The organism is Nocardia fodinahabitans, assembly GCF_052983615.1.
Genome location: NZ_JBRJJC010000001.1, coordinates 6803093 through 6829239 on the forward strand (window position 1 = coordinate 6803093; position 26147 = coordinate 6829239).

General features: G+C 67.2%; 24 protein-coding genes and 2 pseudogenes. 15 read left to right on the forward strand and 11 right to left on the reverse strand.

Going from position 1 to position 26147, the window contains the following annotated elements; genetic code table 11:
* Positions 1–107: 107 nt before the first annotated feature.
* Both NV348_RS32145 and NV348_RS32150 read right to left on the reverse strand, forming a co-directional pair.
* Entirely contained in the window at positions 108–362 is a 255-nt protein-coding gene (locus NV348_RS32145) for a WhiB family transcriptional regulator (protein ID WP_189034276.1), read from the reverse strand.
* Positions 359–901: an HNH endonuclease gene (locus tag NV348_RS32150; protein ID WP_447150238.1), complete on the reverse strand. Its 543-nt coding sequence runs from the start codon at positions 899–901 to the stop codon at positions 359–361. Before NV348_RS32150 ends, NV348_RS32145 begins: the two co-directional genes overlap by 4 nt.
* 381 nt (positions 902–1282) lie before the next feature.
* Here NV348_RS32150 and NV348_RS32155 point away from each other — a divergent pair, with 381 nt between their 5' ends.
* Positions 1283–1981: a DUF4232 domain-containing protein gene (locus tag NV348_RS32155; RefSeq protein WP_447150239.1), complete on the forward strand. Its 699-nt coding sequence runs from the start codon at positions 1283–1285 to the stop codon at positions 1979–1981.
* Between the two features lie 29 nt (positions 1982–2010).
* Here NV348_RS32155 and NV348_RS32160 read toward each other — a convergent pair whose 3' ends face one another.
* Both NV348_RS32160 and NV348_RS32165 read right to left on the reverse strand, forming a co-directional pair.
* The gene (locus tag NV348_RS32160; protein ID WP_447150240.1) at positions 2011–3300 is read right to left on the reverse strand and encodes an acyl-CoA dehydrogenase family protein; all 1290 of its coding nucleotides are present in this window, start codon (positions 3298–3300) and stop codon (positions 2011–2013) included.
* 2 nt (positions 3301–3302) lie between these two features.
* Entirely contained in the window at positions 3303–3962 is a 660-nt protein-coding gene (locus NV348_RS32165; protein WP_447150241.1) for a TetR/AcrR family transcriptional regulator, read from the reverse strand.
* Positions 3963–4207: 245 nt separating this feature from the next.
* Between NV348_RS32165 and NV348_RS32170 the strand changes: the two genes are divergently transcribed.
* Positions 4208–6385 (forward strand): malate synthase G, encoded by a 2178-nt coding sequence (locus tag NV348_RS32170; protein ID WP_447150242.1) that lies wholly within the window; start codon positions 4208–4210, stop codon positions 6383–6385.
* A 1105-nt stretch (positions 6386–7490) separates the two neighbouring features.
* Here the strand turns inward: NV348_RS32170 and NV348_RS32175 are convergent.
* Positions 7491–7955: an excisionase family DNA-binding protein gene (locus NV348_RS32175; protein WP_447150243.1), complete on the reverse strand. Its 465-nt coding sequence runs from the start codon at positions 7953–7955 to the stop codon at positions 7491–7493.
* Positions 7900–8370: pseudogene (locus tag NV348_RS32180) on the reverse strand (integrase core domain-containing protein); the annotation flags it as partial. The gene NV348_RS32175 and the pseudogene NV348_RS32180, both read right to left, overlap by 56 nt.
* On the opposite strand from NV348_RS32180, the gene NV348_RS32185 reads away from it, so the two are divergent.
* The gene (locus NV348_RS32185) at positions 8357–8788 is read left to right on the forward strand and encodes a DegT/DnrJ/EryC1/StrS family aminotransferase (protein ID WP_447150244.1); all 432 of its coding nucleotides are present in this window, start codon (positions 8357–8359) and stop codon (positions 8786–8788) included. The pseudogene NV348_RS32180 and the gene NV348_RS32185 sit on opposite strands and share 14 nt — an antisense overlap.
* A gap of 15 nt (positions 8789–8803) precedes the next feature.
* Here the strand turns inward: NV348_RS32185 and NV348_RS32190 are convergent.
* From NV348_RS32190 to NV348_RS32205, 4 genes and pseudogenes are all read right to left on the reverse strand, one after another.
* Positions 8804–8926 (reverse strand): annotated as a pseudogene (locus NV348_RS32190) (hypothetical protein); the annotation flags it as partial.
* A gap of 77 nt (positions 8927–9003) precedes the next feature.
* Positions 9004–11388 carry a DUF707 domain-containing protein gene (locus NV348_RS32195; protein ID WP_447150245.1) on the reverse strand — a complete coding sequence of 795 codons (2385 nt, stop codon included), beginning with the start codon at positions 11386–11388 and terminating at the stop codon, positions 9004–9006.
* A 9-nt stretch (positions 11389–11397) separates the two neighbouring features.
* Positions 11398–12474 carry a glycosyltransferase gene (locus NV348_RS32200; protein WP_447150246.1) on the reverse strand — a complete coding sequence of 359 codons (1077 nt, stop codon included), beginning with the start codon at positions 12472–12474 and terminating at the stop codon, positions 11398–11400.
* Positions 12475–12504: 30 nt separating this feature from the next.
* The gene (locus tag NV348_RS32205) at positions 12505–14364 is read right to left on the reverse strand and encodes a hypothetical protein (protein WP_447150247.1); all 1860 of its coding nucleotides are present in this window, start codon (positions 14362–14364) and stop codon (positions 12505–12507) included.
* A 171-nt stretch (positions 14365–14535) separates the two neighbouring features.
* Between NV348_RS32205 and NV348_RS32210 the strand changes: the two genes are divergently transcribed.
* Entirely contained in the window at positions 14536–15723 is a 1188-nt protein-coding gene (locus NV348_RS32210) for a DNA polymerase III subunit beta family protein (protein ID WP_447151203.1), read from the forward strand.
* Here NV348_RS32210 and NV348_RS32215 read toward each other — a convergent pair.
* Positions 15693–16139, reverse strand: a complete 447-nt coding sequence (locus NV348_RS32215) for a hypothetical protein (protein ID WP_447150248.1) — start codon at positions 16137–16139, stop codon at positions 15693–15695. The genes NV348_RS32210 and NV348_RS32215 overlap by 31 nt on opposite strands.
* 224 nt (positions 16140–16363) lie before the next feature.
* Between NV348_RS32215 and NV348_RS32220 the strand changes: the two genes are divergently transcribed.
* The 11 genes from NV348_RS32220 to NV348_RS32270 all read left to right on the forward strand — a co-directional run bounded on the left by NV348_RS32220 (position 16364) and on the right by NV348_RS32270 (position 26113).
* Positions 16364–18208: a hypothetical protein gene (locus NV348_RS32220; protein WP_447150249.1), complete on the forward strand. Its 1845-nt coding sequence runs from the start codon at positions 16364–16366 to the stop codon at positions 18206–18208.
* Positions 18208–19029: an ESX secretion-associated protein EspG gene (locus tag NV348_RS32225; RefSeq protein ID WP_447150250.1), complete on the forward strand. Its 822-nt coding sequence runs from the start codon at positions 18208–18210 to the stop codon at positions 19027–19029. Before NV348_RS32220 ends, NV348_RS32225 begins: the two co-directional genes overlap by 1 nt.
* Positions 19030–19036: 7 nt before the next feature.
* Positions 19037–19777: a YbaB/EbfC family nucleoid-associated protein gene (locus NV348_RS32230; protein WP_447150251.1), complete on the forward strand. Its 741-nt coding sequence runs from the start codon at positions 19037–19039 to the stop codon at positions 19775–19777.
* A 12-nt stretch (positions 19778–19789) separates the two neighbouring features.
* A complete protein-coding gene (locus NV348_RS32235) occupies positions 19790–21466 on the forward strand; it encodes a WXG100 family type VII secretion target (RefSeq protein ID WP_447150252.1) in 1677 nt (558 codons plus the stop codon).
* Positions 21463–22242 carry an ESX secretion-associated protein EspG gene (locus tag NV348_RS32240; protein WP_447150253.1) on the forward strand — a complete coding sequence of 260 codons (780 nt, stop codon included), beginning with the start codon at positions 21463–21465 and terminating at the stop codon, positions 22240–22242. The genes NV348_RS32235 and NV348_RS32240 overlap by 4 nt, the downstream gene beginning before the upstream one ends.
* A complete protein-coding gene (locus NV348_RS32245; RefSeq protein ID WP_447150254.1) occupies positions 22235–22690 on the forward strand; it encodes a hypothetical protein in 456 nt (151 codons plus the stop codon). Before NV348_RS32240 ends, NV348_RS32245 begins: the two co-directional genes overlap by 8 nt.
* Positions 22687–23001, forward strand: coding sequence for a YbaB/EbfC family nucleoid-associated protein (locus NV348_RS32250; RefSeq protein WP_447150255.1), 315 nt, complete (start codon positions 22687–22689; stop codon positions 22999–23001). The genes NV348_RS32245 and NV348_RS32250 overlap by 4 nt, the downstream gene beginning before the upstream one ends.
* A 103-nt stretch (positions 23002–23104) precedes the next feature.
* Positions 23105–23425, forward strand: coding sequence for a type VII secretion target (locus tag NV348_RS32255; RefSeq protein WP_447150256.1), 321 nt, complete (start codon positions 23105–23107; stop codon positions 23423–23425).
* Entirely contained in the window at positions 23422–24771 is a 1350-nt protein-coding gene (locus NV348_RS32260; RefSeq protein ID WP_447150257.1) for a hypothetical protein, read from the forward strand. Before NV348_RS32255 ends, NV348_RS32260 begins: the two co-directional genes overlap by 4 nt.
* 15 nt (positions 24772–24786) lie before the next feature.
* A complete protein-coding gene (locus NV348_RS32265; protein WP_447150258.1) occupies positions 24787–25092 on the forward strand; it encodes a PE domain-containing protein in 306 nt (101 codons plus the stop codon).
* 4 nt (positions 25093–25096) lie between these two features.
* Complete coding sequence (locus NV348_RS32270; protein ID WP_447150259.1) at positions 25097–26113, forward strand: PPE domain-containing protein; 1017 nt, start codon at positions 25097–25099, stop codon at positions 26111–26113.
* The last annotated feature ends 34 nt before the right edge of the window (positions 26114–26147 follow it).

Genomic DNA, 26147 nt, shown 5'->3' on the forward strand with positions numbered 1-26147 from the left:
AAGTTTAAGGAGTCGTGACTCGGCCGCCGCACGGTGCATACCGGTGCGCGTCGCCGCTGGTCACGACGTTGGGCCGGGTGTCGCGACGGACACCCGGCCCCGGCCGGTCACTCGCGGATCACGCGGCCGCGGTCGTATTCACGGCCGCCCCAGACCCCCGACTGGCCGGTCTGCGCCGCGTACTCGGTGCACCCCGCGAGCAACGGGCAACCGGCGCAGATCCGGCGGGCGTAGTCGAAGTCCTGCGACGGGTACGGGAACCACGCCTCGTGGTTCGGGTCACCGCGGCAGGCGGCTCGGTGCCACTGTCCGGAATCGGACAGAGTCAGCAGTTCGGTCAGTGCGAGGTCGGTGGTGGTCACGGCGCGTACTCCTTCCAGATCCGGCGCTGGGTGCGAGCCAGCGGGTCGGGAGCCTTGGGCTCCCACAGCAGCCGCATCCCCGCCTCTTCCGGGGTGCGGTCGGCCTTGCTCGTATTGCAGGGGCCGCAGCAGGCGATCAGGTTGCCCCAGGTGTTCGGTCCGCCCCTGCTGCGCGGGCGGATGTGATCGACGGTCTGCGCCCAGTCGTCGCAGTAGCCGCAGCGGTGCTTGTCGCGGCGCAGGACTCCGGCCAGGGTGGCGCGGCTGTCCTCGCCCACCGGGGCGACGTGGCCCAGGTAGACGTAGCGCAGCAGCCGGATCGTCTCCGGCAGCCCGATGACCAGGTGCTGGGACCGGATCGGGAACCGCGGCGCCCGTTCGATGACGGTTTCCGCGGCGCCACTGATCAGCAGTGTCACGGCCCGGTCCGCGGTGATCTCGTCGAGGGCTTCGTAGCTGGCGTTGAGGACAAGCACCCTGGTGCGTATCCAGGTGTCGGACGTGGGCGCCATCGGGTCGACGGCATGACGGATCGTCATGGGAATCACCATGTTTCGAGAGAGAATGCGAACGACGGTCGAAGTCGAGTGGGGTTACCGCGTCAGTGCGCGAACCGGAGACGGGCCATGGCATCGGGGTGGGCGCTCGACGCGATGTGGGCCGAACCGGCGCGGCGATATGTCTTCTCGGACTGTCGCAGTGGCGCATAGGGTTTCATGGCCGTCTCCTCCTCTCGGGGTGTCTCGTCGGTCTCGCCTGGTGCGAATGACCAGCGTGGAATTCATGGTGGCATACGGCGCGCCGGATGTCGGCTGATTTATTTCCGGTAACGCTCCGATACCGACGGAAACCCACAACCGGCAGGTCGCGATACATTTTCGGGGTGAGGTCGGGCGCACCGATCGCGAGGAGTGGTGCTCATGCGGACAGCGCTGATGCCGGCCGCCGTGGCCTGCGCGGCGATCCTGCTCCTTTCCGGCTGCGGCAGCGATTCGGGCGGTACCAGCGCGCCCACCGATCGGCCGAGTCCGCCCCTGCCCGCCCCCGGCCCGGCTTTCTCGGTCAAGACGAGCGCGGCGGGCCCCGCGACGCTGGTGCCACCGGCCGCCCTGCCTGCCCCGTCGCGGGGTCCGGCGGTGACCTCGGCACCCGCGGCCACCGGCGGTCCCACCAGCCCGCCCAGCGTTCCGCTGCCCGACACCGCTCCCGCGTGCGCCGACGGCCAGGTGCTCGTCGGCGGCGGACCGGTCACCGTGGCCGCAGGCCACCAGGGGTTGGCCCTGCGGTTCCGGCTGGTCGGTGCCAGCGCGCCCTGTTCGCTCACCGGCTATCCGGGCGTGGACGCGATCGGCGACACCACCGCCCACGCCACCCGCACCTTGCGCGGCTATCTGGGCGGACTGCCGCCCAGTCGGAGCGAGCCGGCGACCGTGATCCTCACCCAGGACCACGGTGCGGAAGCTGTCGTTGAGGGCACGACCACCGACGCCTCGGGCAATGGCTGCCCGGCCTACACCGGATTGCGGGTCACCCCGCCCAACACCACCGACACCGTCCCGGTCGCCGAGTCGCTGTCGCTGTGCGATCTCTCGGTCCATCCGGTCACGCCGATGAGCTGACCGGCGGGGCCGCGGCGGTGACCACCCGATCAGAGGTTGCCGACCTCGCGTTCGAGCCGGCGGGCGACGAGGTCGCGGGCCTCCTCACGGAGGGTGGGGCGGAAGCCGGTGGGGTACACCGGGTCCGCGGGGGCGTATTGCTTCAGGACTTCCTTGGCGAGGGTGATCTTGTGGACCTCGGTGGGGCCGTCGGCGATGGCCATGACCTCGGCGTAGGTGGTCATGTCGAGGAACGGGAGATCGGTGCTGACACCCAGTGCGCCGTGCAGATGCAGGGCGCGGCGGGCGATGTCGTTCATGACCGTCGGCATGGCCACCTTGATGGCGGCGATGTCCTTGCGGACGGCGCGATAATCCTGGGCCTGGTCGATGCGCCAGGCCGTACGCAGCACGAGCAGGCGGAACTGCTCCATCTGGATCCAGCTGTCGGCGATGCGTTCCTGGGTCATCTGGAAGCCGCCGAGCACGCCCTTGCGGGCCGGGCGCGACACCGCGCGCTCGCACATCATGTCGAACGCCTTGCGTACCAACGCGACCGTGCGCATCGCGTGGTGCACGCGGCCGCCGCCCAGCCGGGTCTGCGCGACGACGAAACCGGCGCCCGCCGCGCCCAGCAGATGATCAGCGGGGACCCGCACGTCGGTGAATCGCAGGTGCCCTTCGTGCTCGCTGAAGCCGGGCACGGTGAAATTGCGCACGAGTTCGAGGCCGGGAGCATCAGCCGGGACGATGAACATCGACAACCGCAGATGCGGTTCGGCGGCCGGATCGGTCACCACCATCACGATGTGGAAGGTGGCGAACTCGGCGCAGGAGTTGAACCACTTCTCGCCGTTGATGACCCACTCGTCGCCGTCGCGGACCGCGGTGGTGCGGAACGACGTCGGATCCGAGCCGCCGGTGGGCTCGGTCATCACGTAGCAGGAGCCGATCTCACCGTCGAGCAGTGGCTGCAGGTATTTCTCCTTCTGCTCGGCGGTGCCGAAATGCGCGAGGATCTCGGCATTGCCGGAATCCGGTGCCTGACAACCGAAGACGAGCGGCGCCCACATCGACGTGCCGAGCACCTCGTTGAGCAGGGCGAGCTTCAGCTGACCGTAACCGGGCCCACCCAATTCGGGGCCGAGGTGGCAGGCCCACAGTCCCTGGTCCTTCACCTGCTGCTGCAGCGGCCGCATCAGCGCGCGGATCTCGGGGTTGGTGCGGTCATAGGGGTTGGGGTAGAGCAGATCCAGGGGCTCGACCTCGGTGCGGACGAACTCCGCGACCCAGTCGAGCTTGCGCTGGTACTCCGGATCGGTCTCGAAATCCCAAGCCATGGTCAGCCTTTCGGGTCGGTGTCCGTGGCGCTGAGCCCGGACAGCACGGTGTCGGTGAGGATGTCGGCGATCTCGGCGGGGGAGTGCGCACCGCGTTCGCGATACCAGAAGCCGAGCGAGTTCAGCATGCCGAGCAGGCCGTTGGTGACGACGTGATCGGCGGTGCGCAGCTGCCCCGCCGCGTGGCCGGCGTCGATGACGTCCTGCCAGCGGTGCTGGAGGCGGTCGCGCAGCCGCTGCAGTTCGACGGCGCGTTCGCCGGTGAGCGCGTCCGCGTCGCGCAGGTGCACGGCGACGGCGCGGCGATGGGTGACGATGTGCGCCACGTGACTGCGGATGAGCAGGCGCAGCGTCTCGACCGGATCGGTGCCTGCGGCGGCGAGGCGTTCGGCGTCGGCGAGCAGCAGGCGGGTGTAGTCGGCGAGGATTTCCCACAGCAGCTCCTCCTTGGAGCCGATGTGGTAGTACAGCGCGCCGCGCTGGACGTCGGCCCTGGCGCCGATGTCGGCGACGCCGGTGCCGCGGAAGCCGCGTTCGGCGAACAGGTCCAGCGCGGCGGCTCGGATGCGCTCGCGGGTGTCGGCCGCGCCGCGATCGGTGGCGGGCGGGCGGCCACGACGGCGGACCGGAGCGACGGGTTCGCTGGCTCGCGCGACGCTCACCGTGCCTCCACTCCGCCGGGCGGCCTGGGCGAGCCGCCGAGAAATGTTCCGGTCAGTACATTAATTTGCCGGGTGCCTACAATCAAGAGGTGGGCCGCCACGCCCACGCGCTGACCTCGGCGTCTCGGCGTGGCGGAATGGACGGCAGTTCCACGACGTTCGAACCCACACGAGGTGTCACCACTACCCACGGGTAACATGACATCGACTTTTCCCACCCGGCTTTCTCAAAAGTGAGGCAGTAGATGACAGAGCGGATTCAGGTCGGCGGGCTCCAGGTGGCCAGCGTTCTCCACGATTTCATCGAGAACGAGGCGCTCCCCGGTACCGGCGTAGATTCCGCCGCGTTCTGGGCCGGAGCCGAGCAGGTCATCAACGACCTCGCCCCGCGCAACCGCGCCCTGCTGGCCGAACGCGACGAGATCCAGGGCAAGCTCGACGCCTGGCACCAGGAGAGCCCGGGCGCCGGCTACGACAAGGGCGCCTACAAGCAGTTCCTGACCGAGATCGGCTACCTGCGCCCCGAGCCCGCCCCGTTCCAGATCGGCACCGGCAACGTCGACGCCGAGATCGCCACCACCGCGGGCCCGCAGCTCGTGGTGCCGGTGATGAACGCGCGTTTCGCGATCAACGCCGCCAACGCGCGGTGGGGCTCGCTCTACGACGCGCTCTACGGCACCGACGCCATCTCCGAGGCCAACGGCGCCGAGAAGGGCACCGGCTACAACCGTGTGCGCGGCGACAAGGTCATCGAGTGGGGCCGTAACTTCCTCGACGACTCCGTCACCCTGATCACCGGCTCGCACATCGGTTCGTCGTACTACAAGATCGTCGACGGCGAGCTCGAGGTCGGACTGGAAGACGGCACCGACATCGGCCTGGCCGACCCGTCGCAGCTCGTCGGCTACCTGGGCGATCCCGAGGCCCCGACCTCGGTGCTGCTCAAGCACAACGGCCTGCACATCGAGATCCAGATCGACGCGAACTCGCCGATCGGCTCGACCGACACCGCCGGTGTCAAGGACATCGTGCTCGAGTCCGCGCTGACCACGATCATGGACTTCGAGGACTCGGTCGCCGCGGTCGACGCCGACGACAAGGTCGTCTGTTACCGCAACTGGCTCGGCCTGATGAAGGGCGACCTGGCCGAAGAGGTCACCAAGGGCGGCAAGACCTTCACCCGCACCATGAACCCCGACCGCGTGTTCACCGCGCTCGACGGTTCCGAGCTGGTGCTGCACGGCCGTTCGCTGCTGTTCGTGCGCAACGTGGGCCACCTGATGACCTCCGACGCGATCATCGACGCGCAGGGCAACGAGGTGCCCGAGGGCATCATGGACGGCCTGATCACCTCGCTGATCGCCGTGCACTCGCTCAACGGTGACAACCAGCGCCTCAACTCGCGCACCGGTTCGGTCTACATCGTGAAGCCGAAGATGCACGGTCCCGACGAGGCCGCCTTCACCAACGAGCTGTTCGGCCGGATCGAGGACGTCCTCGGCCTGACCCGCAACACCCTCAAGGTCGGCATCATGGACGAGGAGCGCCGCACCACGGTCAACCTCGCGGGCTCGATCGAGGCCGCCAAGGACCGCGTGGTGTTCATCAACACCGGCTTCCTCGACCGCACCGGCGACGAGATCCACACCTCCATGGAGGCCGGGCCGATGGTCCGCAAGGCCGAGATGAAGACCCAGACCTGGATCACCTCCTACGAGGACTGGAACGTCGACACCGGCCTGGCCAAGGGCCTGCCCGGCAAGGCCCAGATCGGCAAGGGCATGTGGGCCATGCCCGACCTGATGGCCGGCATGCTCGAGCAGAAGATCGGCCACCCGAAGGCCGGCGCCAACACCGCGTGGGTGCCCTCGCCGACCGCCGCCACCCTGCACGCCACCCACTACCACCAGGTGGACGTGTTCAAGCGGCAGTCCGAGATCGCCAAGGGCGGCCCCCGCGCGACCGTCGACCAGATCCTGGAGATCCCGCTGGCCCAGTCCACCGACTGGTCCGACGAGGAGAAGCGCCAGGAGCTCGACAACAACTCCCAGGGCATCCTGGGCTACGTGGTCCGCTGGATCGATCACGGTGTCGGCTGCTCGAAGGTGCCCGACATCAACGACATCGGCCTGATGGAAGACCGTGCCACCCTGCGCATCTCGAGCCAGCTGGTCGCCAACTGGCTGCGCCACGGCATCGTCTCCGAGGCCGACGTGATCGCCAGCCTCGAGCGGATGGCCCCCGTCGTCGACCGGCAGAACGCCGGTGACAAGGCCTACCGCCCGATGGCGCCGGACTTCGACGCCAGCATCGCGTTCCAGGCCGCCAAGGAACTGGTCCTCGAGGGCACCAAGCAGCCCAACGGCTACACCGAGCCGATCCTGCACCGGCGTCGCCGCGAGTTCAAGGCCGCGCAGAAGTGATGCTGTCGACTGTGAAAAGTAGCTTTTAGCAGCGCTTTTCGTTTGCGGCCCCGCTTCGGAGAATTCCGAGGCGGGGCCGCTGTCGTCACCGGAGATCACCGCAGATACCGGCTAATCACCCTCAAAACGGTCACCAAAACGGTCACAGCGGGGCACTCGGATGCCGTCCCCAAAATTAATCACACAGAAATGACCGGAATCAGCGGGAAATGACGGGAAGCGACCAGGACGAGGTGTTCGTCAAAGTTCTTATCCACCAGCATTTTTGAGTGCCGTTAGGTAGCTTCGGGGCGACGTGAACCGTCGCCAGGTGGTCGCAGGTTCAAATCCTGTCAGCCCGACAGGCAAAACCCCCTCTGACCTCGGTCGGAGGGGGTTTTTCTCGTACCCGGAGATTTGACGTGGTTTGGCCAAACTACACAGAAACTCAACAGTTTCGATTCTGATCAGGCGTCCAGTATGTCGACGCTGTGCTCCTAGGAGCTCACCTCAAGGTGGTCGACTGTAGTCGAGTTGGCACGCGAACGACCGCAGGTGTGTGCATCGTCGGCGGTACCGGCTGGTGTGAACGGCACGAATATGCACGCCGGTGTTCGCGCCTAGGCGAAGCCGGCCATCTCGCTACAGACAGTGACTGCAGTCGGCTGTGGCACTGGTTCAGACGACATGGGTTCGTGCTCGAGCATGGCTGGGCGAGGCTTCCACATCCACGATCTTGCGATGCCTGAGCTGGATCGCGCCTGCGCCGTGGCGGCGGTGTAGGAACGCAGGGGAAGGTCTCGCCTCGGTGAGCAATCGGCTGAGGCGAGACGCCCTGTCCGAGGTCTCTCGAAGGTGGGGTATGGGAAGCCACCACTATGTCCCATCGGTCGAGGTCTGCTGGTTCGAAACCAGCTGGGACCACCACAAAACAGCAGGTCAGAGCCCCAAAGGCGATGGCCTGCTTTTTCGTGCAATATACGTGCAATAGGAGCTCTCCAACGGGGTTCTGAAGCGTCGCTCCGTACTGCCCGGTGAGCCCGTGCATGCCTCACTGGCTCGTGATTTGTGGCACAGATCGTCATGGTTCGGCTGATGTCCGAGGATTGGGCATAGCGATGCGACGTCAGTTGATCGGTCGCATCGCTGCGTCGATGTCTTCGAGCGCGATCCGGATCTGGCCGCGGAACCTGTAAGCGGGAAGCGTGCCGTCCGCGACCATCCTTCGGATGGTGTCGGTACTGACCCCAGCTCGTTCGGCAGCGAACTTTATGGATACATAGCGGCTTGGGTTCGGAGTGCGCTTCGGGCTACGCCGTGACATCGTGGGTTGACCCGAGTTGATGGCTGGGAGTCTCGTGGGCCAAGCACTGTCTGTGGTACTGCTCGCGGCCGATGATCTCGTCGTAGCCGTCGAGGGCTGCGGTCCTGATCCCCTGATGTTGGATGCATGAGCCAGCCCGTCGTGGAGGGCTCCCACCGACCAGTATGACCACGGCTGGCGACTGTGCTGAGTGGGGCACGGCAGTGCGTCTCGGCGATCGCGATGGCCGGTATCTGTCTCCGGCCAGTTGCTCGGCGTGGAGTGCATGGTAGTCGGCTTCGTGTTCGGCCGGTGGTCGCCGACCGAGTCGGTGCATGATCCGGGACTGGTTGTACCAACCGACCCAGTCCGCGGTGACGAGCTCGACGTCGGCGATCCGGATCAGCGGGCCGCGCCGGAACGGGGAATCACCGCGAATCGCCTCGGCCTTGCAGAGCCCGATCGTCGTCTCGGCCAGTGCATTATCGTAGGCGTCGCCGACGGACCCGATCGACGGGCGTAGATCCGAAAGCGCCAGTGTCTAACCAAGTTTCACTGCTGTGTATTGAGATACCGCATCGGAATGATGTATCGCTCCACCGATCGGATGGCCTTCGCGGGCCCGCAACGCGACCGCTGGTCGCGCCGTCGAGCTGACCGAACTCCGACTCGCCGACCGGGAAATCGCCGTGGTCGAAGACGCCGCCCACGCCTTCGGTTCCCGCCACCGCGATGGTCGACGCGTCGGAGCGACCGGTCAGCTCACCTGCTTCTCGTTCGGCCCGATCAAGAACATCACCTGCCTCGAGGGATGGGCGATTGTGGCCCGCAACCGCCGCGAAGCCGAACGCCTGCGCACCATCCGCGCACTGGGCATTCGCACCAACCAGCTGACCCGCGCTCGCACTACCGACTACCGCGTCGACGGATTTGGCTTGCCGTATCACTTGTCCGCTGTGCATGCCCCCATCGGCCGAGTTCAGCTGGCGCACTTCGGTCATGTCGTGGAACTGCGAATCACCTTGTGGCGCACATATGCCCGCATGCTCGTGGCTCTGGACAGGGTGCAACTCATCGACGTCGATATCGACCACCCGCGCCGCACCGCCGTCACCTCGTAGTTCGCGCGCTACTGCGAGCGCGGGGAACACATGCCCTCCGGTGCCGCCACCTGCGATCGCAACCCGCAACGCTGCCACCTTCCATGATCGGCCGAGACGATGCGCTCGAGTCTGCCACCGGCCGGAGGCGATCGGCACTTCACCCGTCCGGTATTACACCCGGTCTGGCGAGATGGATCCGAAGGAGGCGCCGTTCACGGTCTGGCGACCGCCTGTCAGGAATGTGTCGACCCCGTCCATACGGTGCTGTACGGATGGAACAGGCGCCAACCGGTTGGGTCGGCGAGTTCGGTGTCGATGTAGTTGGTGGTGATCTCCATTTTCATGGGGTTGATCGGGGCCTGGGTGATGGACTGGTGTTTTTCCGACCAGCGGACGCCGATGTCGCGGTGGTGGATGTCGATGTCGAAAACCGCTGCGAGGGTGGGGTTTTTGTATTCGAGCATGCCCAGGTGCTTGTCGGCCAGGCCCAGATGGCCGTCGAAGAAGCGTTTCGGGAGGATCTCGAGGATGTAGAAGCAGCACTTCTTGGGGCCGGTGTAGCCGTATTGGGTGGTGATGGCTTGGGTGAAGGCGAGGTAGTCGTCTCGGTGGCCGCCGTCGGGGGACGTCCACGGCCAGCGCCATTCGATGTCGTCGTCGAGTTCCTGGTAGCCGGAGAAGTAGGCCTGGTCCGGCTTGATGTCGGGGAACAGGGTGGTGAGGTCGGCGAAGACCAGCATGTCCCACTGCACGATGGTGACGAGTTCCCAGGCCAGGAAGCGGCCGCGTTTGTCGTACCAGTCCAGGATCAGCAGGTCGCCGTGCATCCATTTGGTGTAGGGGTCGTTGCCGTACGTGCCTTCGTAGCACCAGAAGTCGTCGAGCAGGTCGCCGAGGAGGTCGCGGTAGGCGGCGGCTTCGTGGATCTGGCCGCCGAACAGGCCGAAGATCGGGCGGTCGGGGTTGTGTTGGCGGAGCAGTCGCAGGTGGTCGAGGGTCACCTCCGGTTCCTTGTAGAACCAGTAGATGATGGCCATGTCCGGGTAGGACGAGTTCGCCGGTGGGCGCCGGGTCATCCGTGGCGTGCGCGGTGCGAAGAGGTCGGGGTGGATGCGGGTCAGTTCGCCGGTCCGCACCATCTGGTCGACCATGCCGTCGCGGGGGATGTCGGCCTGGAAGCAGGCGCGGGCGCCCTCGAGGGTGCCGTGCGCGACCGCCACGTGCAGCAGGTTGCGGGAGTAGTCGGCGAAGTCGCGGGCCGCGACGCCGCCGAGGTTGCCCACCCGTTCCGCACGGGTGAGCCAGCTTTCGAAGCTCGGGTACGGATAGTGCAAAATCACCGGCGCGGAGACTGTTCCGCTCGCACCCGCGAATCCAGTGAACCCGTGTTTGTCCGCCGGGGCGATGTCGGCGGCGCTGAGCCGGACGGCGCTGCGGGTGGCTGGGGCGTCGAGGAACGGTGCGCGTCCGTGCATCCGGAACACGGTGCACTCGCGGAACGGGTCGGACACCGGGTGCGGCATGGGCACGGCCTCGTGCGCGAGGAAGACCACCTGATCGGCGCCCGAGATCTGCCAGTGCCTGCTCCCGTCGTCGTGGAACAGCTCGTGCGGGCCGAGGGGGAGTAGCCACTCCATGCCCGCGGTGCGGGCGGCGGCGATCGCGGCACCGATATTGGCGACCTCGCGCTCGTCGGGATCGGCCGCGTCGACAGTGTTGTCGCACAGCATGATCGGGAACTCGGAGTTGTCGATGAGCGTGCGGACGGTCGGATCATCGGAGTAGACGATGAGCAGATTCGCATGGGCGCCATGATGATTGAGCCAGGTAGGCAGTCCAGGCCGATACCGGTCGATGGTGGCGCAGATGGCGATCGGCTCCTCGGTCGCCCGCGGCCTGCCGACCCCGACACCCTGGTGCACACGGGTGGTGAGGTCGTAGATCTCGTGCTGAACGAGATACTCGGCGTACTCCTTCCACGGGTCGATACCCGTCGCCCGCGCCGCCGTGAGGTTCGGGCCGCCGACCGGGCGCGTGTGCCGCACCGTCGCCGCGTCGAGAATGGCGATCGAATAGGTGTCGGGCACGAGCTTCGGCCAGTGGAAATCCAGACCCCAGCCGGTCTGGGTGACGGCGAACGTCGGCAGGCATTTCAGCAGGAAGTCGCGATGGAAGCACGGCGCCATGATTTCCACGAAATTCGTGTACCGCAGTTCGTAGCGGCGGTCGACGAGCGTGATCTCGTGGGTGAAGTAGCTGTCCTCGGTGAGCGCGGGTTGCGACAGGGAAAGCTGGTACCGCGCGGTGTATTCGAAGATGTCGTTGATGGTGTCGGTGTCGGCGGCGAGGTCGTCGTCGGGGAGCCAGATGTAGTCGTAGTCGTCGATCACCTCCGCCAGGTCAACGGTCAGCACATGATGCAGCGCCGTCCATTTCGTGCCTTTGCGGTCCAGCCGCAGGACGTCGTCGGTGCGGAACCGGTCGGGGTCGTCGCCGAAATAGCTGACGACGAGATCCCAGGTGCGCGGCTGCGATCCGTCGAGCCATTGTTCGTGCAGCGACCCCTCGCCCGCGCGCAGGACGACCAGGTTGCGGCGCTGCTGCCTCCATGCTGTCATCGTGGCCTCCTAGGCGGTGTACCAGCCATCGGCCCACAGCGTGGTGAGGCGTTCGAAGTACGCCTCGTACTGGGGTGCGACGGCATCGAGGGAGAATCGCGCGACGGCGTCGTCGCGGATCCGCTGGTAGTCGAGCTTGTCGACGGCGTCGGCGGCGTCGCAGAACTCGCGCAGCGTGCGGCAGCGGAAGCCGTGCACACCCTGCTGGACGGTTTCGGTGAACACACCCCAGTCGGTGGTGATCACCGGTGTGCCGCACAGCATCGCTTCGGCGTGGACGCCGCCGAACGGTTCCAGATACAGCGACGGCACGAACACCGCGCGGGCCCGGCTCATCAGTTCACCGCGGCGCACATGGTCGACCACACCGACATAGTCGGCGAGCTCGGGCGGTGGCGCCGCACCTGGACCGGCGACAACGAGTTTCACGCCGAGTCGGCGGCAGGTTTCGAGGGCGATCTGGATGCCCTTCGCTTCGACGACGCGGCCGATGAAGAGGAAGTAGTCGTCTTTGGTGTCGGAGAACGGAAAGTCTTCTACCTCATAGTAATTCGGGATCACCGTGTCGTAGAACTGGCCGCGGGTGTTCATGACGTCGGCCGGGCTGCGTGCGCCGTAGATCGAGTGCATCCAGGCATAACTTTCGAACACCCGGTATTTCGCGAACACCCCGCTGTAACCGATCCCGAATTCGACGGTCATGAGTTCGGGAAACAGGTCGGCGATCGGCTGCTGATAGATCCCGCCGAGCAGGCAGATGAAGTCGCGATCCCGCTTGCGTTTGGCGATCTCGGTGATGGCGCGCTCGTTGGTGGTGGTCCAGTGCGGCGCGAAAGCCTTCCAGGTGAGGTTGTTCGGTTCGGTGTAGAGGTCGGTGTTGCCGAACCATTCGGCCTGCTCCGCCTTGGTCACGATGGTGACGAATTCGGTGCAGGCGGCGTCGTTCTCCTCGCCGCCGTAGAGGATCACCTCGTGCCCCAGCTCCGTCATCATGATGGCGAAACGCCGGATCTTCTGGGTGTAGGCACAGGGCTGGTAGTGCTTGGTGGTCTCGGTGTTGGGGAAGTTGACGACATGAAAACGCATGGCGGGACTCACGTTCGGGTTCGAAGGGGCTCAGCGGTCGATGATCGGCCGGACCGACAGCGGATCCTCGCCGACGGCTTCCTCCAGGTGCTCGGTGCCGTCGAGGTAGGCCGCGCGTTTGCGCTGCTGTTGTTGCTGGCCGCCCTGGGCGCCGCCGCCCATGCCGCCGCCACCCATCGGGTAGCCGCTGCCGTAGGGAATCGCCGCCGACTGGGCCATCCCGGCACGGGTTTCCAGCGCCTCGGCGGTCTTCCCCGCTGTGGTCGCGCGCGGGAAGAGCTTGTCCTCCGCCGCTTTCGCGGTCGGTGACGACGAGCCGCCGCCCGCGGAACCGCCACCACCGCCGCCGCCGCGGAGCCCGGCTGGTTCGAGGTCGAAGCCGAACGGGACCGCGCCGGTCGCGCCCTGGGGGCCGGTGGCGCCCAGGGGTGCGGTGGTCAGTGGTGAGCCGGTGGCGCCGGACAGACCGGAGGTCAACTCCTGCAAGGCTTTCGACAGGGAGGACAGGGCTTCCGGGCCGGTGGCGCCGCTGGGTCCCTCAGTGGATGATTTGGAGGAGGAGGGCTTGAAGGCGGAGGGGTCGAGGTTGCTGCCCTTCCCGCCGGTGCCGCTGCCGGTGCCACCGCCGGCCTTCTTGTCGTTGGGGTTCGCTCCGCCACCGCCGGCTCCGGACTTCTTGTCGCCACCGCCACCGCCACCGCTTCCGCCGCCGGATTGCTTGTCGCCGTTGTTCTTGTTGTTGTTGTCGTTCCCACCACCACCACCGGTCCCGCCACCACCGTTGCTCGGGGTGACAGGAGGCGCGGCCGTCAACGCGATCGGGTCGGCGAATGTCGGGACCCACCCCATGATTTGGGACATGCCGTCGCGGTAGCCGAGCCTGCCGGTCCCGTCGTAACCGGTGTCCCAGAAATCCCGGATCACGTTGATATGACTCGACGCGTTATGTGTGCCGACCTTGGTGGGGACCCCATTGTCGTCGACTTCGATCTCGGAGTAGAACGGCAGATTGTTGTGCACATACGACATGAAGTTGGCGGTGTTACCGATCACGTTCGACATCGACATCAAACTGTTTTCCATCGATTTCGCGGTATCCAAATATTTGGTGAGGAACGCCACCGCCTGCTCGGCACCCTCACCCTGCCAATGACCCGCGGTGAACACCGGCGACAACGCTGTCTTGAAACTCAACACCGAGTGCCGCCAGATATCGGCGAACGCCCGCCACTCACCCGCGATCCACGGCACGTTGCCCGCGTTCTTCTCGATGATCAACCGGATGTTGGCGAAGTCATACAGCCCGAACTGGTAGCCGTGCTCGATGAACCCTTCCAAATCCTTCTTCACGTTCGGGTCGAACGGTGCCCCCGACCCGGCGGTGGTGGACTCGCCGGGCCCGTCCTTCCAGCTCTTGTTCGGCACGGAATGTTCTTTCCAAATCCGCGGCCAGTGATCGGTTCCGGTAGCCGGGGTGTTGAAGGTGGTGGCGTTGGCGTCATCGGTGTTCTTGTAGGAGCTGTGCGCACGACTGAACGTGTCGGCCATGGTGGTGATCAAGGTTTGATGGTCTTTCAACGCCTCGACCAGATCGGTCAACCGTTTCCGCTCATACCGTTCGAACAGCAGTCGCATCGATTCCAGCGTTGTGTCCTCGAACGTGGGAGTGCCGCCCTCTTCCAGCTTTTCGGCTTTGTTGTCGATCGTCCACACTGTCGGTGGGAAGTTCTGGCCGGTCGCGGTACTCAACCCGATGATGTCGGCGACGAACACTTCACACGCGGTGATCAGTTTCTTGAACTCGGCCAAATCGACGTTCAACAGTTTCAGCTTGCCGTTCTGCGCACCCTTCAACAACCCGGACCACACGGTCTGATCGGACTCAGGCACTGCGCACTCCTACCGTCGAACACCACCACTGCGCCGACACCTAACCACGGCCGCCCCCGTTCCTCCGTCTGGTCGCGACCTCCACCACCGGTCGGTCACCTGTGGTTAACCCAGTGCGGCACACCCACCGGTTGACCTTCAGGTAGGTCGAAGCCCAATGATGTCGGCGTGATGGATTTCGAGCTGATGCCGATCGGATCGTTCGCGCGACGCAGCGGGCTGACGGCGAGCGCGTTGCGCTTCTACGCCGACGCGGGACTCTTGCTCCCCAGGGAGGTCGACCCAGCCAGCTACCGGTACTACACGGACGACCAGGTCGACAGGGCCGTTCTGCTCCGGCAACTACGCGAGATCGGCATGCCGCTCGCCATAACGAAATCGGTCCTCGGTGCGGGACGTGAGGAGGCGATCCGCCTGGTCGACGAGCACGTCGCCGCGGTGGTCGGTAGCGCAACGACCGCGCGGCAGCAGGCCGCGACGATCAAGGCCGCGTTGATCCCGAAGCCCGTGGCCCTGATCGAAGAGCTGAGCGGGCCGGTGCTGGCAGCGGCGATCGAGCAGGTGCTGACCGCCACCACCGACGAACCGAGCATCGCCGTGCTCGGTGGTGTGCACTTCGAGACCGAAGCCGGTGTGGTAACCGTGACCGCCACCGACCGCTACCGGCTGTCCACGCGCACCCTCGTGACCACCGATCCGGCTGCCGCGATATCGGCGATCACGGTGAACGGCGACGATCTGCGCGATTGTCTCGCTGACCTGCGGCGCACCCCGGTCGCCCGGATCGATGCCACCGAACACGGGATCTGGATCCGGCTGCCGGGTCGAGGTGACCGGCATTGTCGGCTGGTGCCCGAGCCGTTCCCCGACTACCGGTCGATGCTCCTGGCGCTACCCGCGGTGACGACCCGCATCGAGACCTCGAAAACCCTGCTCCTGCAAGCTCTCGAGCAGCGCTCGACCGACCTGATCCGGCTGCACGTCAGCGAGGACGCTGTCACAGTGCACGGGATCAACGGCGAACCGGACAGGGGTGCGCACCTGCCCGCTCGTGTGAGTGGCCCCGCGACCGACATCTGGTTCGAGATGACCACGCTCTATCCCGCGATCAGCACCGCGATCGGCGCGGACGTGCTGCTCGACCTCCGAGGCCACGCCCAGCCGGCCACCATCCGCTCGGCCGACCACGGCGATCTCACCACCCTCGCGATGCCGACAAAACCCCACCGAACCGCAACACGACAAAGGGCCATCGACGAGGTGACGGTGGCTGTCGAGAACCGAGACACCGCGATCCGCGGTTCGCACACCGGGGCCGCGTCGGAGGATCACAAGGGCAGCATGTCCGCGCGGAGGTGATGACGCACCCGCCACTGGGCGTCCGAGCCGGAAGGCCAGGGGAAACCGCCATTGTCGAACACCCAGTTCAGGTACGACACGAACGGCATGGTCGTCTCGCCGATGAAGAGCCCATCGACACATCCGTCCGGAAGGGCAATCCCGTACGGCTCACCACCACTGACCGTCTCCTTGTGGTACCTGTCCGGCGTGAGGGGCAGGACGAACCGCGTGCCGGGGTGGTCGTCGTTCCACTCGGTCCACTCGGCGAGCTGGTCGGTGAAGTATCCGCGTATCGACGAATCGGGATAGTGTGAACCCTCGGCCTGGATCACCAAGGGATCAGCTGAGGACGACTCCGGCCAGTCGGGATGCGTGCCGACCAGCCACACGTCACCGACCAGCCGGACCCAGGACAGCAGCGTCAGGTACGGCACCGAACTGTTCACGAAGCCAACGCGCATGCTCGGCTGCCCCCGCCGTGGCCGGTATGAACGGCTCGACGGTGCCAGCTCTGACTGCACCCACTCGGGCCGAGCGCCGCAGCCGGGTTAACAGGGGGTGTACAGCCCGAGCGCGGGTCGCCGGGTAGCGCGACCCGGTGCGTCGGCGGTGCTAGAACTCGGGGCGATGCAGTGGTGTTCGACGGTAGGAGTGCGCAGTGCCTGAGTCCGATCAGACCGTGTGGTCCGGGTTGTTGAAGGGTGCGCAGAACGGCAAGCTGAAACTGTTGAACGTCGATTTGGCCGAGTTCAAGAAACTGATCACCGCGTGTGAAGTGTTCGTCGCCGACATCATCGGGTTGAGTACCGCGACCGGCCAGAACTTCCCACCGACAGTGTGGACGATCGACAACAAAGCCGAAAAGCTGGAAGAGGGCGGCACTCCCACGTTCGAGGACACAACGCTGGAATCGATGCGACTGCTGTTCGAACGGTATGAGCGGAAACGGTTGACCGATCTGGTCGAGGCGTTGAAAGACCATCAAACCTTGATCACCACCATGGCCGACACGTTCAGTCGTGCGCACAGCTCCTACAAGAACACCGATGACGCCAACGCCACCACCTTCAACACCCCGGCTACCGGAACCGATCACTGGCCGCGGATTTGGAAAGAACATTCCGTGCCGAACAAGAGCTGGAAGGACGGGCCCGGCGAGTCCACCACCGCCGGGTCGGGGGCACCGTTCGACCCGAACGTGAAGAAGGATTTGGAAGGGTTCATCGAGCACGGCTACCAGTTCGGGCTGTATGACTTCGCCAACATCCGGTTGATCATCGAGAAGAACGCGGGCAACGTGCCGTGGATCGCGGGTGAGTGGCGGGCGTTCGCCGATATCTGGCGGCACTCGGTGTTGAGTTTCAAGACAGCGTTGTCGCCGGTGTTCACCGCGGGTCATTGGCAGGGTGAGGGTGCCGAGCAGGCGGTGGCGTTCCTCACCAAATATTTGGATACCGCGAAATCGATGGAAAACAGTTTGATGTCGATGTCGAACGTGATCGGTAACACCGCCAACTTCATGTCGTATGTGCACAACAATCTGCCGTTCTACTCCGAGATCGAAGTCGACGACAATGGGGTCCCCACCAAGGTCGGCACACATAACGCGTCGAGTCATATCAACGTGATCCGGGATTTCTGGGACACCGGTTACGACGGGACCGGCAGGCTCGGCTACCGCGACGGCATGTCCCAAATCATGGGGTGGGTCCCGACATTCGCCGACCCGATCGCGTTGACGGCCGCGCCTCCTGTCACCCCGAGCAACGGTGGTGGCGGGACCGGTGGTGGTGGTGGGAACGACAACAACAACAAGAACAACGGCGACAAGCAATCCGGCGGCGGAAGCGGTGGCGGTGGCGGTGGCGACAAGAAGTCCGGAGCCGGCGGTGGCGGAGCGAACCCCAACGACAAGAAGGCCGGCGGTGGCACCGGCGGCGACTCGGGCGGCTCGAAGGGCGGTGAAGGCTCAGGCGGAAACAAGGGCGCGACCGGCGGCGCAGGGGGAAACAACCCCGGTGGCTCGAACGGCACCGGCGGCACCGGTGGCGCGACCGGCGGCGGCGGGATGTCGAGCTCGGACATGCTCAGCCTGTTCTCCGAAGTCCTGCAACTCGTTTCGTCGGGCATCACCGCCCTGGTGCAGCTGGGCAACCAGCTCGCCGCCCAGTTCGGGCCGGGACTGCAAGCACTGGCGAAGGCCGTGGAGAACGGCTCGATGACGGTGAAGCAGGCGCTGACCGAGGCCTCCGAACGGCTCGAACACCAGGTGGACGAGGTCGAGGAGAAGCTGTTCCCGCCGGGCGCGACCGGACCCGTCGATGTGTCGTTCGCCCTGTTTCCCGGCGGCGGACCCGAGCTGCGGATCGACTTCCCCGGCCGGGCGGGCAGCGCCGAGCCGCAGGTGTTCCAGGACTTCACCATGGCGCGGTCGAGCACCGAAGTCCCCGGCGTGCCGGTGGCGCCCGAGCAGGCAGGCGAGACAGTGGAGGAGAACCGATAGTGGAACGCACCTGGCGGCTGACCGGCTTCGAATACCTGATCCTGCGGGATCGGTTGGTCGGCCGGCGCAACAACTGGCCGATCATGTACAAATCCGACCTCCCCGGCGGCTACTACGACTTCCAATACGCCAAGGCGCGAGTCTGGGGTGAATTGCAGGCCGCCTGGGATCCGGCGCTGGCCGATGTCCTGGTCAAGTCGCTCGGCGCCGACCTCCGGATGGTCGTCACCGCCCTGGACTATTCGGCCGAACAGTGGCTCGGCAAGCGTATTGCGCTGGCGGGTAAGCGGTTCGGTGATCGGGCTGTCCTGATCCAGGGCTTCTCCGACACCACGCCGGAACGGCACGACACGGTGGAGATCACCGAGTGCGACGCGGCATCGCTGACCCGGCTGATCGTGGACCGGCTGCCGCCGATGAACGCGGGCAGCCGTCCCCGTGTGGAACTGCTGAACTCCGGCGCCGACTCCGAAACCGATCACTGGCACGCGCGCAGCACGCTGTACGACGAGGACGGCGGCGACGTCGACAGCTGGAGCAGACAGTGGCAGGCGGCGCGGAAGTCGACCGTCGGGCGGATCGAGATCACCCAGGGCAAGTCGAACTTCGGTCCCCGTGGTCAGCTGACGAAATGGCTTGTCTGGGAAGACCATCCGGGTGACGGCCGGTATGTGATCGGGATGGAGCAACCCGTCGTCGCTGTCGCGGCCGACGCCGCCGGTCTCCGGGCGCAGATCGACCGTCACTGTGACGAGTTGCTCCTGGTCCGGCAGGACGAATCGCGTCGCGGTGTCGCGCGCGCCAGCGTCTTCGACAGCTGAGGGCATCATGCGCGATACGAACGAACGACTGAGAACCGAAGTGGCCCAGATGGTCGACGACGTGCATGGACTCATCTCCCGCCTCGTCGCGGCGAAGGCGGTCCATGACGCGGTCACGGCCACCGCCACCGTGGAGCGGGGACAGATCACCGTGGTCACGGATGTGTCCGGCGCGGTCAGGGAGGTCGAGTTCGGTGACTACATCGACGAACTCAACTACCACCGCATCGCGCGTGGTGTCGTGCGGGCGGCGCAGCGCGCGGCCGACGAGGCCAGGGGCAAGGCCGACGACATTCTCGCACCGCAGCGGTCGGATCGGGCGCGGTTGCCGACGCTGCCGGATCTGGTCGACTGGCTGCCCGGCACTCCGGAGCCCGAACTCCCGCCGCCACCGCCCGCCCTGCTGACACCGCCGTCGGAGCGTGAACCGATCGGCGACACGCCTGTCGATCGGCAGCAACGGCGTGCCGAGCTGTTCGCGACCGCCACTGCCGAAGGGCGCCGGGTGACGGCCTCGGTGAACGCCGACGGTGTGCTCATCGATATCCAATTCTCCGGCGCCATCGGCGATCTCGACTACGACGAGATAGCCGCGGCGATCACCGGCGCCGCGCGGGTCGCGGTGGCGTCGGTGGCGCGCAAGGTCGCCGAACTCTACGCGCCGACCGTCGCCGACGATCGGCCCGCCTTCCCCGGACCGGACATCCTGCTGGCCGGTCTCGAACGCTTGCGCGACCAACTGCGGTGATCGGAGAAGAATATGGCGTCTGACCCGGACAGCACGATCTGGGCGAGTCTGCACGGCCTGGCGAACGAGGGGTACCTCGAGCTGGAACCGGGCACGGCCGAGGACTGCGCTCGTCACGTCGAGGACATGCTCGACGACGTGGTCGGCATGCAGAAATGGATGATGTACAACGGGGTCGCCGGCAGCCCCTATATCTCCGGTTCGCCGTCGGGCGCCAATCTGGCGCTCGTCTTCGGCCACAAGTTCGCCTCGGAACTGCGCACGCGCCTCGACCGGCACCGCGCGATCTTGGTCGACATGGGCGACACCTTCATCGCCGCCGGGAAGAAATACAAGCGCACCGAGGACAACTCGACGTACAGCTTCGAGGACATCAACTTCCACCCGGACGGCACCCTGCCGCAGGGCGGGCCACCGAAGGGCACCATCCCGCAGAATCCGCCCAAACCCGATGCGGTGACCAAGTACGACGTGCCCAATGATCTTCTCGTTCCGGAACTGGGCGCCCAACTGTCCTGGGAACAGCTCTACGAGTACTGCAACCTGATCAACCCGCAGGCGGTCGCCGACACGGCCGGTGTCTGGCAGTGGATCTCCACCAGCCTCGACACCAGTTTCACCACCCTGCGCACGACGATCTCGGCGGCCGGGAACTGGTGGAAGGGGGCGGGCGCGGAGGCCGCGATCGGCTCGACCACCCAGTACACCGAGACATCGAAGCAGCTCACCAGCGACATGCGGGTGCTGGGCAACACCCTGCTCTACACCTCGGGCTGGCTGCAGCAGACCCGGCAGAACGCACTGCCGCCGACACCGACGCCGCCCGTGGCGACCACCGAGGAACAGCAGACGGCCAACGCCAACGACCTGCTGCGTTTCCAGCAGAACTACCAGACCTATTTCACGACCAGCTACACCCACACCTCCACCCGGATCGTCACGCTGCCCACGCCCGATCCGGTGACCGTGCCCGCCCTGCGGGCCGTCGAGCCCGAGTCCGAGGGCGTTCCGCTCGGCGAGCCGGCCACGGTGGACGAGGAGCACACCGGTGACGGACCCGACACCGATTCCGGCAACGAGGATTCCACCGGCGACAACGACGGCGGCGACCACGACGGTGGCGACCACGACGGCGGTGATTCCGACGGCGGCGGCGGCGACCACAGCGGTGGCGGTGGTGGCGGGGACGACCACACCGGTGGTGGTAACGGCCAGGATCCGACCGAATCCTCGCCCGACCCGGAATGGAACGCGACGACGCCGGAGGGCATCACCGGCGAGGATCTGTCCCTGCTCGACAACCTGGCGCAGAACCAGTCCACCGAGACCTCGGAAACGCCGGGGATCGTCGCGGGTATTCCCACCTCGGTTGCGCCACTGAGCAATACGGTCGGCGGGATCGGCAGCAAGGGTGTGGTCGGTGGCCGGGGATCGGTGTTCGCCGCACCGCTGGGCACCCAGGAAGCCAAGTTGTTCCCCCGCGCCACCGCGCCGGTGGAACCGCGCGTGATCACCAGGGCAGGCCCGGTCGGCGGGCCAGGCGGGATGCCGTTCGGCGGCGCCCCTGGCCGGTCGATGTCGGACGAGGAGCGCGAGCGGCGGCGGGTGGAGTACCTGAACTCGGTCGAGCACCTCGACGAGGCGCTCGGCGAGCACGGGCGCGGCATCCGGCCGGTACTCGATCGGTGAGCCGTCGCTGGGAACTCACCGATGTGGCGCTGATCGACCTGTGGGACACCCTGTTCCACGATCGGCTGCCCGCGCCGCTGTTCGCGCTGTATCGCGGCGAGAACGCCGAGGGATGGGCGCGGCTGCGGGCCGAGGCAAGGGCGGCGCGCGCCGACGACGGCGATCTGCGCGACGCGCTCGCACGGGTCGCGCACGCCGACGCGCTTGTCTCGGCGCACGGCCTCGACCCGCGCCGCCCCGGCAGCCCGGACGGCCTGATCCGGGTGATCGGCGCGCGACAGGGCGCGGTGGCCACCCTGATCAGCCAGCGGCCGGGCGAAAGTCACTGGCACAGCGGCGGTTACGTGATCACCTCCGGGCACGCGGATCGGCTTGCCGGTGCGGTGGTCGGTGCCCTGCCCGACCGTGGCGCCGGACGTCTGCCCGATACGCCACTGGTGACCGTGCCGGGCGGTGACGACGCCGACCACTACTACGGCCGGTCCCAGGTGCAGGAGAGCTACACCGATCTCGACCGGCGCAGCGCCGAGTGGCTCGATCTGCCGGCCGAATCCACGGGCGCCATCGAAATATGGTTGGGCAGTTCGATTTTCGGGCCACGGGGGATCACCCGGTACCGCATCACCTGGCGCGATCTGGTGGACGACGGCCGCTACGCCGTCACCGCGGGCGCGCCCCCCGTCGCGACCGCCGTCGACCGTCCCCGGCTCGCCGCCATGATCACCACCCACATCACCACCGTGCTACAGACCCTGGAGGACGAGCGCCGTGCCTGACCCATCCCGAACCGCCCCCTACCCCGAGGCGATCCACGACAATCCGGTCTACGAGGGCGCCGATCCCACACCGGAAGCCGTCCCCGAGCGTCCGGACGGGCCCGTGTTCGAAACCTTCACCACCGGTGTGGCGTCGCTGCGTGGCGGCGAGATCGTCGTTACCGCGACGGATTCCGGGCTGCCGACCAAGATCGTCGTCACCCCGGAGCAGCTGCGGCGCGACCCCGACGCGCTCGCCGGTGAGATCCTGCGGCTGTGCGGGCTCGCCACCGACCGGGCCGGTGTGGCGCGCCGCGAATACCTCACCACGCTCGGGCTCGGCGAGCAGGCGCTCGACCTGCTCGGCCTGCCCACCGCGGAGCTGCTCGCGCAGTCCGAACTCGCCGACGAGGCCGACCACGACTATGAGCCGCGCAGCTGGCTGGATCAGGGCGGGAGCAGCTGGTGACCGGATTCGCCGCCCTGGAAGCGGCCGCCACCGCGCAGTGGGAACGGATGCGTCGCCTCGCCGCGGACATCGAGACGATCCGCGTCGAACACCGCACCGATGACGGGGCGATCACCGTCGGAGTCGACGGTGCGGGCCGCCTGCGCGATCTGCGGCTGACCGAGCAGGTCGCCCGGCTCTCGCCCGCCGAATTCGATACGGCCGTCGTCACCGCCGCGGCCGCCGCCGTGGCGCGGGCGATGGCGCGGCGGGGCGAGCTGGTCGCCGACTTCAACGCTTCGGTGAACAAGCAACAGCAAGGTGAACAGTAGTGCCCGCGACTCCGCAGAGATTGCGAAAAGCGGGGCGCTCGTTAGATTTCCGGGCGAACCACCAGGTATCGCATGCGCAGATGAGCCCCAGGAGGGTGTCGAGATGAGTGTTCTCAACGTGCAGCCGCAGACATTCCGCGACTATGCCGCCGTCTCCGACGGAATGGCCGCGACGGTGGCCACGGTCGCCGGCGTGGATCAGGCCGCCATCGTGTCCGCCGCCGTCCCGGTCTTCGGCCTGATCGGGCAGGAATTCCTGCTGAGCTTCGCCTACGCACAGGCCAATCACTTCGCCGCGCTGGGCGAGCTGGTGACCAACTACGCCGGAACAGCCGCCACCGCGCGCGCCGCCGCACAGTCCTACGAGCTGGCCGACCAGACCAGCGCGGCATCGTTCGCCCCGCCCACCGGCACACCGCGATGACCGTTCAACCTCTCGTCGCGCCGCTGGCGCCCAGCGTGCTCGACGCGATCCGGGACACCCCGGTCGCGCCGTTGCTGAACCGGCCGACCGAGGAGATCCTGGCGCAGATCGGGATCCCGCAGCTGCCGCAGCTGCCCGGCCTGCCGCCCCTGCCCGGTTTGCCCGCGTTGCCGCCGATCGACCCGATGGCGCTGATGAAGCCGGTCACCGACCTGTTCAGTGGCTTCGGCAACGGCAACCTGAGCGCCAATGGCGGACTCGACCCCCAGGCCGTGTTCCAGAGCGTTACCGAATCGATCAGTACCGCACTGCAACTGGCGACCACCGGCCTGCAGCTGCTGCAATCCATGCAGAGCGCGGGCAGCCAGGCGGCCACCTCGGCCGCGATGGACACCGCGACCACCTCGACCGCGATCGCCGGGCAGGCGACCACCATGAACGGCGTCACCGCGGGCGCGGCGGGCACGGTGGCCACCGGCTACCTCCAGATGGCCGCGGTGGCAGCCCGATTCGCGATGACCACCGCCGCGCTCGGACCCACCCTGGTGACCCCGCCGGGGCAGGCGGCGCTGCTGGCCACCGCGATCGAAGCGGGCGCCGAGGCGACCACCATCACCGCGCAGACCAAAGCGCAACTCGCGGTGCAGTCCGGCCAGATGACCGAAGCGGGCACGCCGGTGCCGGTGCGTAAGCCGGTCACCCCGAAGCTGAGCGGCCTGAGCACGGTGTCGCAACCGCTGTCGACGAGCGCGACATCCGGGGCGAGCATGGTCGCGCAGACCCCCGGTGTCGCGCCGACCGCGGGAGTGTCGTCGAAGTCGGTGTCGACTGCGGCGACCAGTTCGGCGGGTTCCGGCCAGCAGATCTTGCAGCAGGTGGTGCAGCTGGTGCAACCGCTGATCACCGCGGCGAACCAGGTGGGTAAGCAGGTCGTCGCGGCGCTCCCGACCACGTCGGCGCCGGAAGCCGCCGCGCCGGTGGTGAATCGGCCGGCGCAGGCACCGGTGCCCGCCACGCCGATCGCACCGGTGACCGCCGGTGCGCCGGTCAGCAGCGCGGCCGCGCCGCTGGGCGGCTGGCAGGCCGAGACGGTCGCGGTGTCGCCGGGTGCTTCGGCCCCCGTCGCCGCCGCCTCGTCCGCGCGCTACGCCGCCGAGGTCACGCCGCCGCTGCTGCCCGGCGCCGGCGCGCCGATCACCGCGCCGTCGCGGTCGCGGGCGGCCGACGGCGTCGCGCTCGTCGACGCGAGCCACATCGATGACCTGGTCGACAGCGGGGCCGAAACCTCGGCCCCGGTCATCGGCGACACGCAGCCCGGTCGATCAGGAAACCCGTACAGCTTGTAGAAGGAGCAGATTTCGATGAGTCAGATTTCCTACGACGGTGAGATCGCCCGGCTGGCCGCAGGCCGCCTCGACAGTCTCGCCGACAGCTTGGTCGCCACCATGCACCGGCGCGGTGACGCGCTCGATCCTGTTGCGGCAGCACTGGATCCGGTATCGCGGGCGACCGCGCTGAGCCTGGGCGCGGTCGGTGGATCGTTCCAGGAGTCCTACGCGAGCGGCGTCGGTGAACTGCGGCAGATCGCGGCCAACCTGCGTGCGCACGCCGCGCTCGCCGACGGCTCCGACGACGACGCCGTCGATTCCTTCACCTCGCTGATGTAACGCCATGGTCGAGCAGCCGCAGGCCGGATTCACCGGTGCGATATGGGATGCCGTGCCCGCCGAGACCTTGGCGCGGGAGCTGACGACGGGCCCCGGTGCGGGCCCGATGGCCGAGGCCGGGCTGGCCTACACCGAGCTCGCCGCCGCGCTCGGCGCGGCGGGGACCGAGTTCCGGGCCATCCTGGCGGTCGTCGGCAGTGCCTGGGGATCCGATTCCAGCGAAGACGGCCTGGCGCAATTGGCCGGGCTGTCGAGCTGGTTCGACACCATCACCGCCGCGGCGACCGGCAATGCCGCGACGGCCACCCAGCAGGCGGTGTCCTTTGAGCTGGCCAAGGTCGCCATGCCGCCGGTCGGCGAGGTCGAGCAGGCCCTGCGGTCGGCGGAGACGATGCTGCGCGGCGCGCTGCTCGGCGCACCGATGGCCGGGCTGCTCGACCTGGCCGAACAGCAGGTCGACGCGCTGCACCACCAGGCGGCGCAGGTGATGCGCACCTACGAGGCGGCCGGGGAGAAGCTGGCCGTTCCGTGGGAGCAGGAATTGGCGCCCGCGGTGTCCGCGGGCGCCAACCTGCTCGCCGAACAGGCTCGCGGTCACGGCGGTACGCACGATGTCGCCGGCCCGGCCACGACGGAGCAGGTGCCCACCGAGGTACTGCGCGGGTCCGTGCCGACGGTCGATCTGTCCCGGCTCGACTTCACGCCGACCCCGACGGTGGTGGTCGGCGGTGAGTCGCTGCTGCTCACCCCGCTTCCCACCGTGGCGCCCGTCGCGGCCACGGTGACGGCGGCGGTGCCGACGACCGCGACCACGGTCACCGCACCACCGCCGGTCGCGACGCCCGCCGCGCCGCAGACCGCCACCGCCGCACCGCAATCGGGTGCGCGCACCGCTGCCGCCGAGACCGGCGACATCGGCGAGCAGATCGTCGTCGATGCCGGATTCTCCACCGCGCCAGCGGTATTGGGTGGGGTGTCGCGTGACCGTGCGGAAGCCGCAGCACCGCAGGCGCTGCCATGAGGACGGTCGGCACCCGGCCTGCGAGACCGGAAAG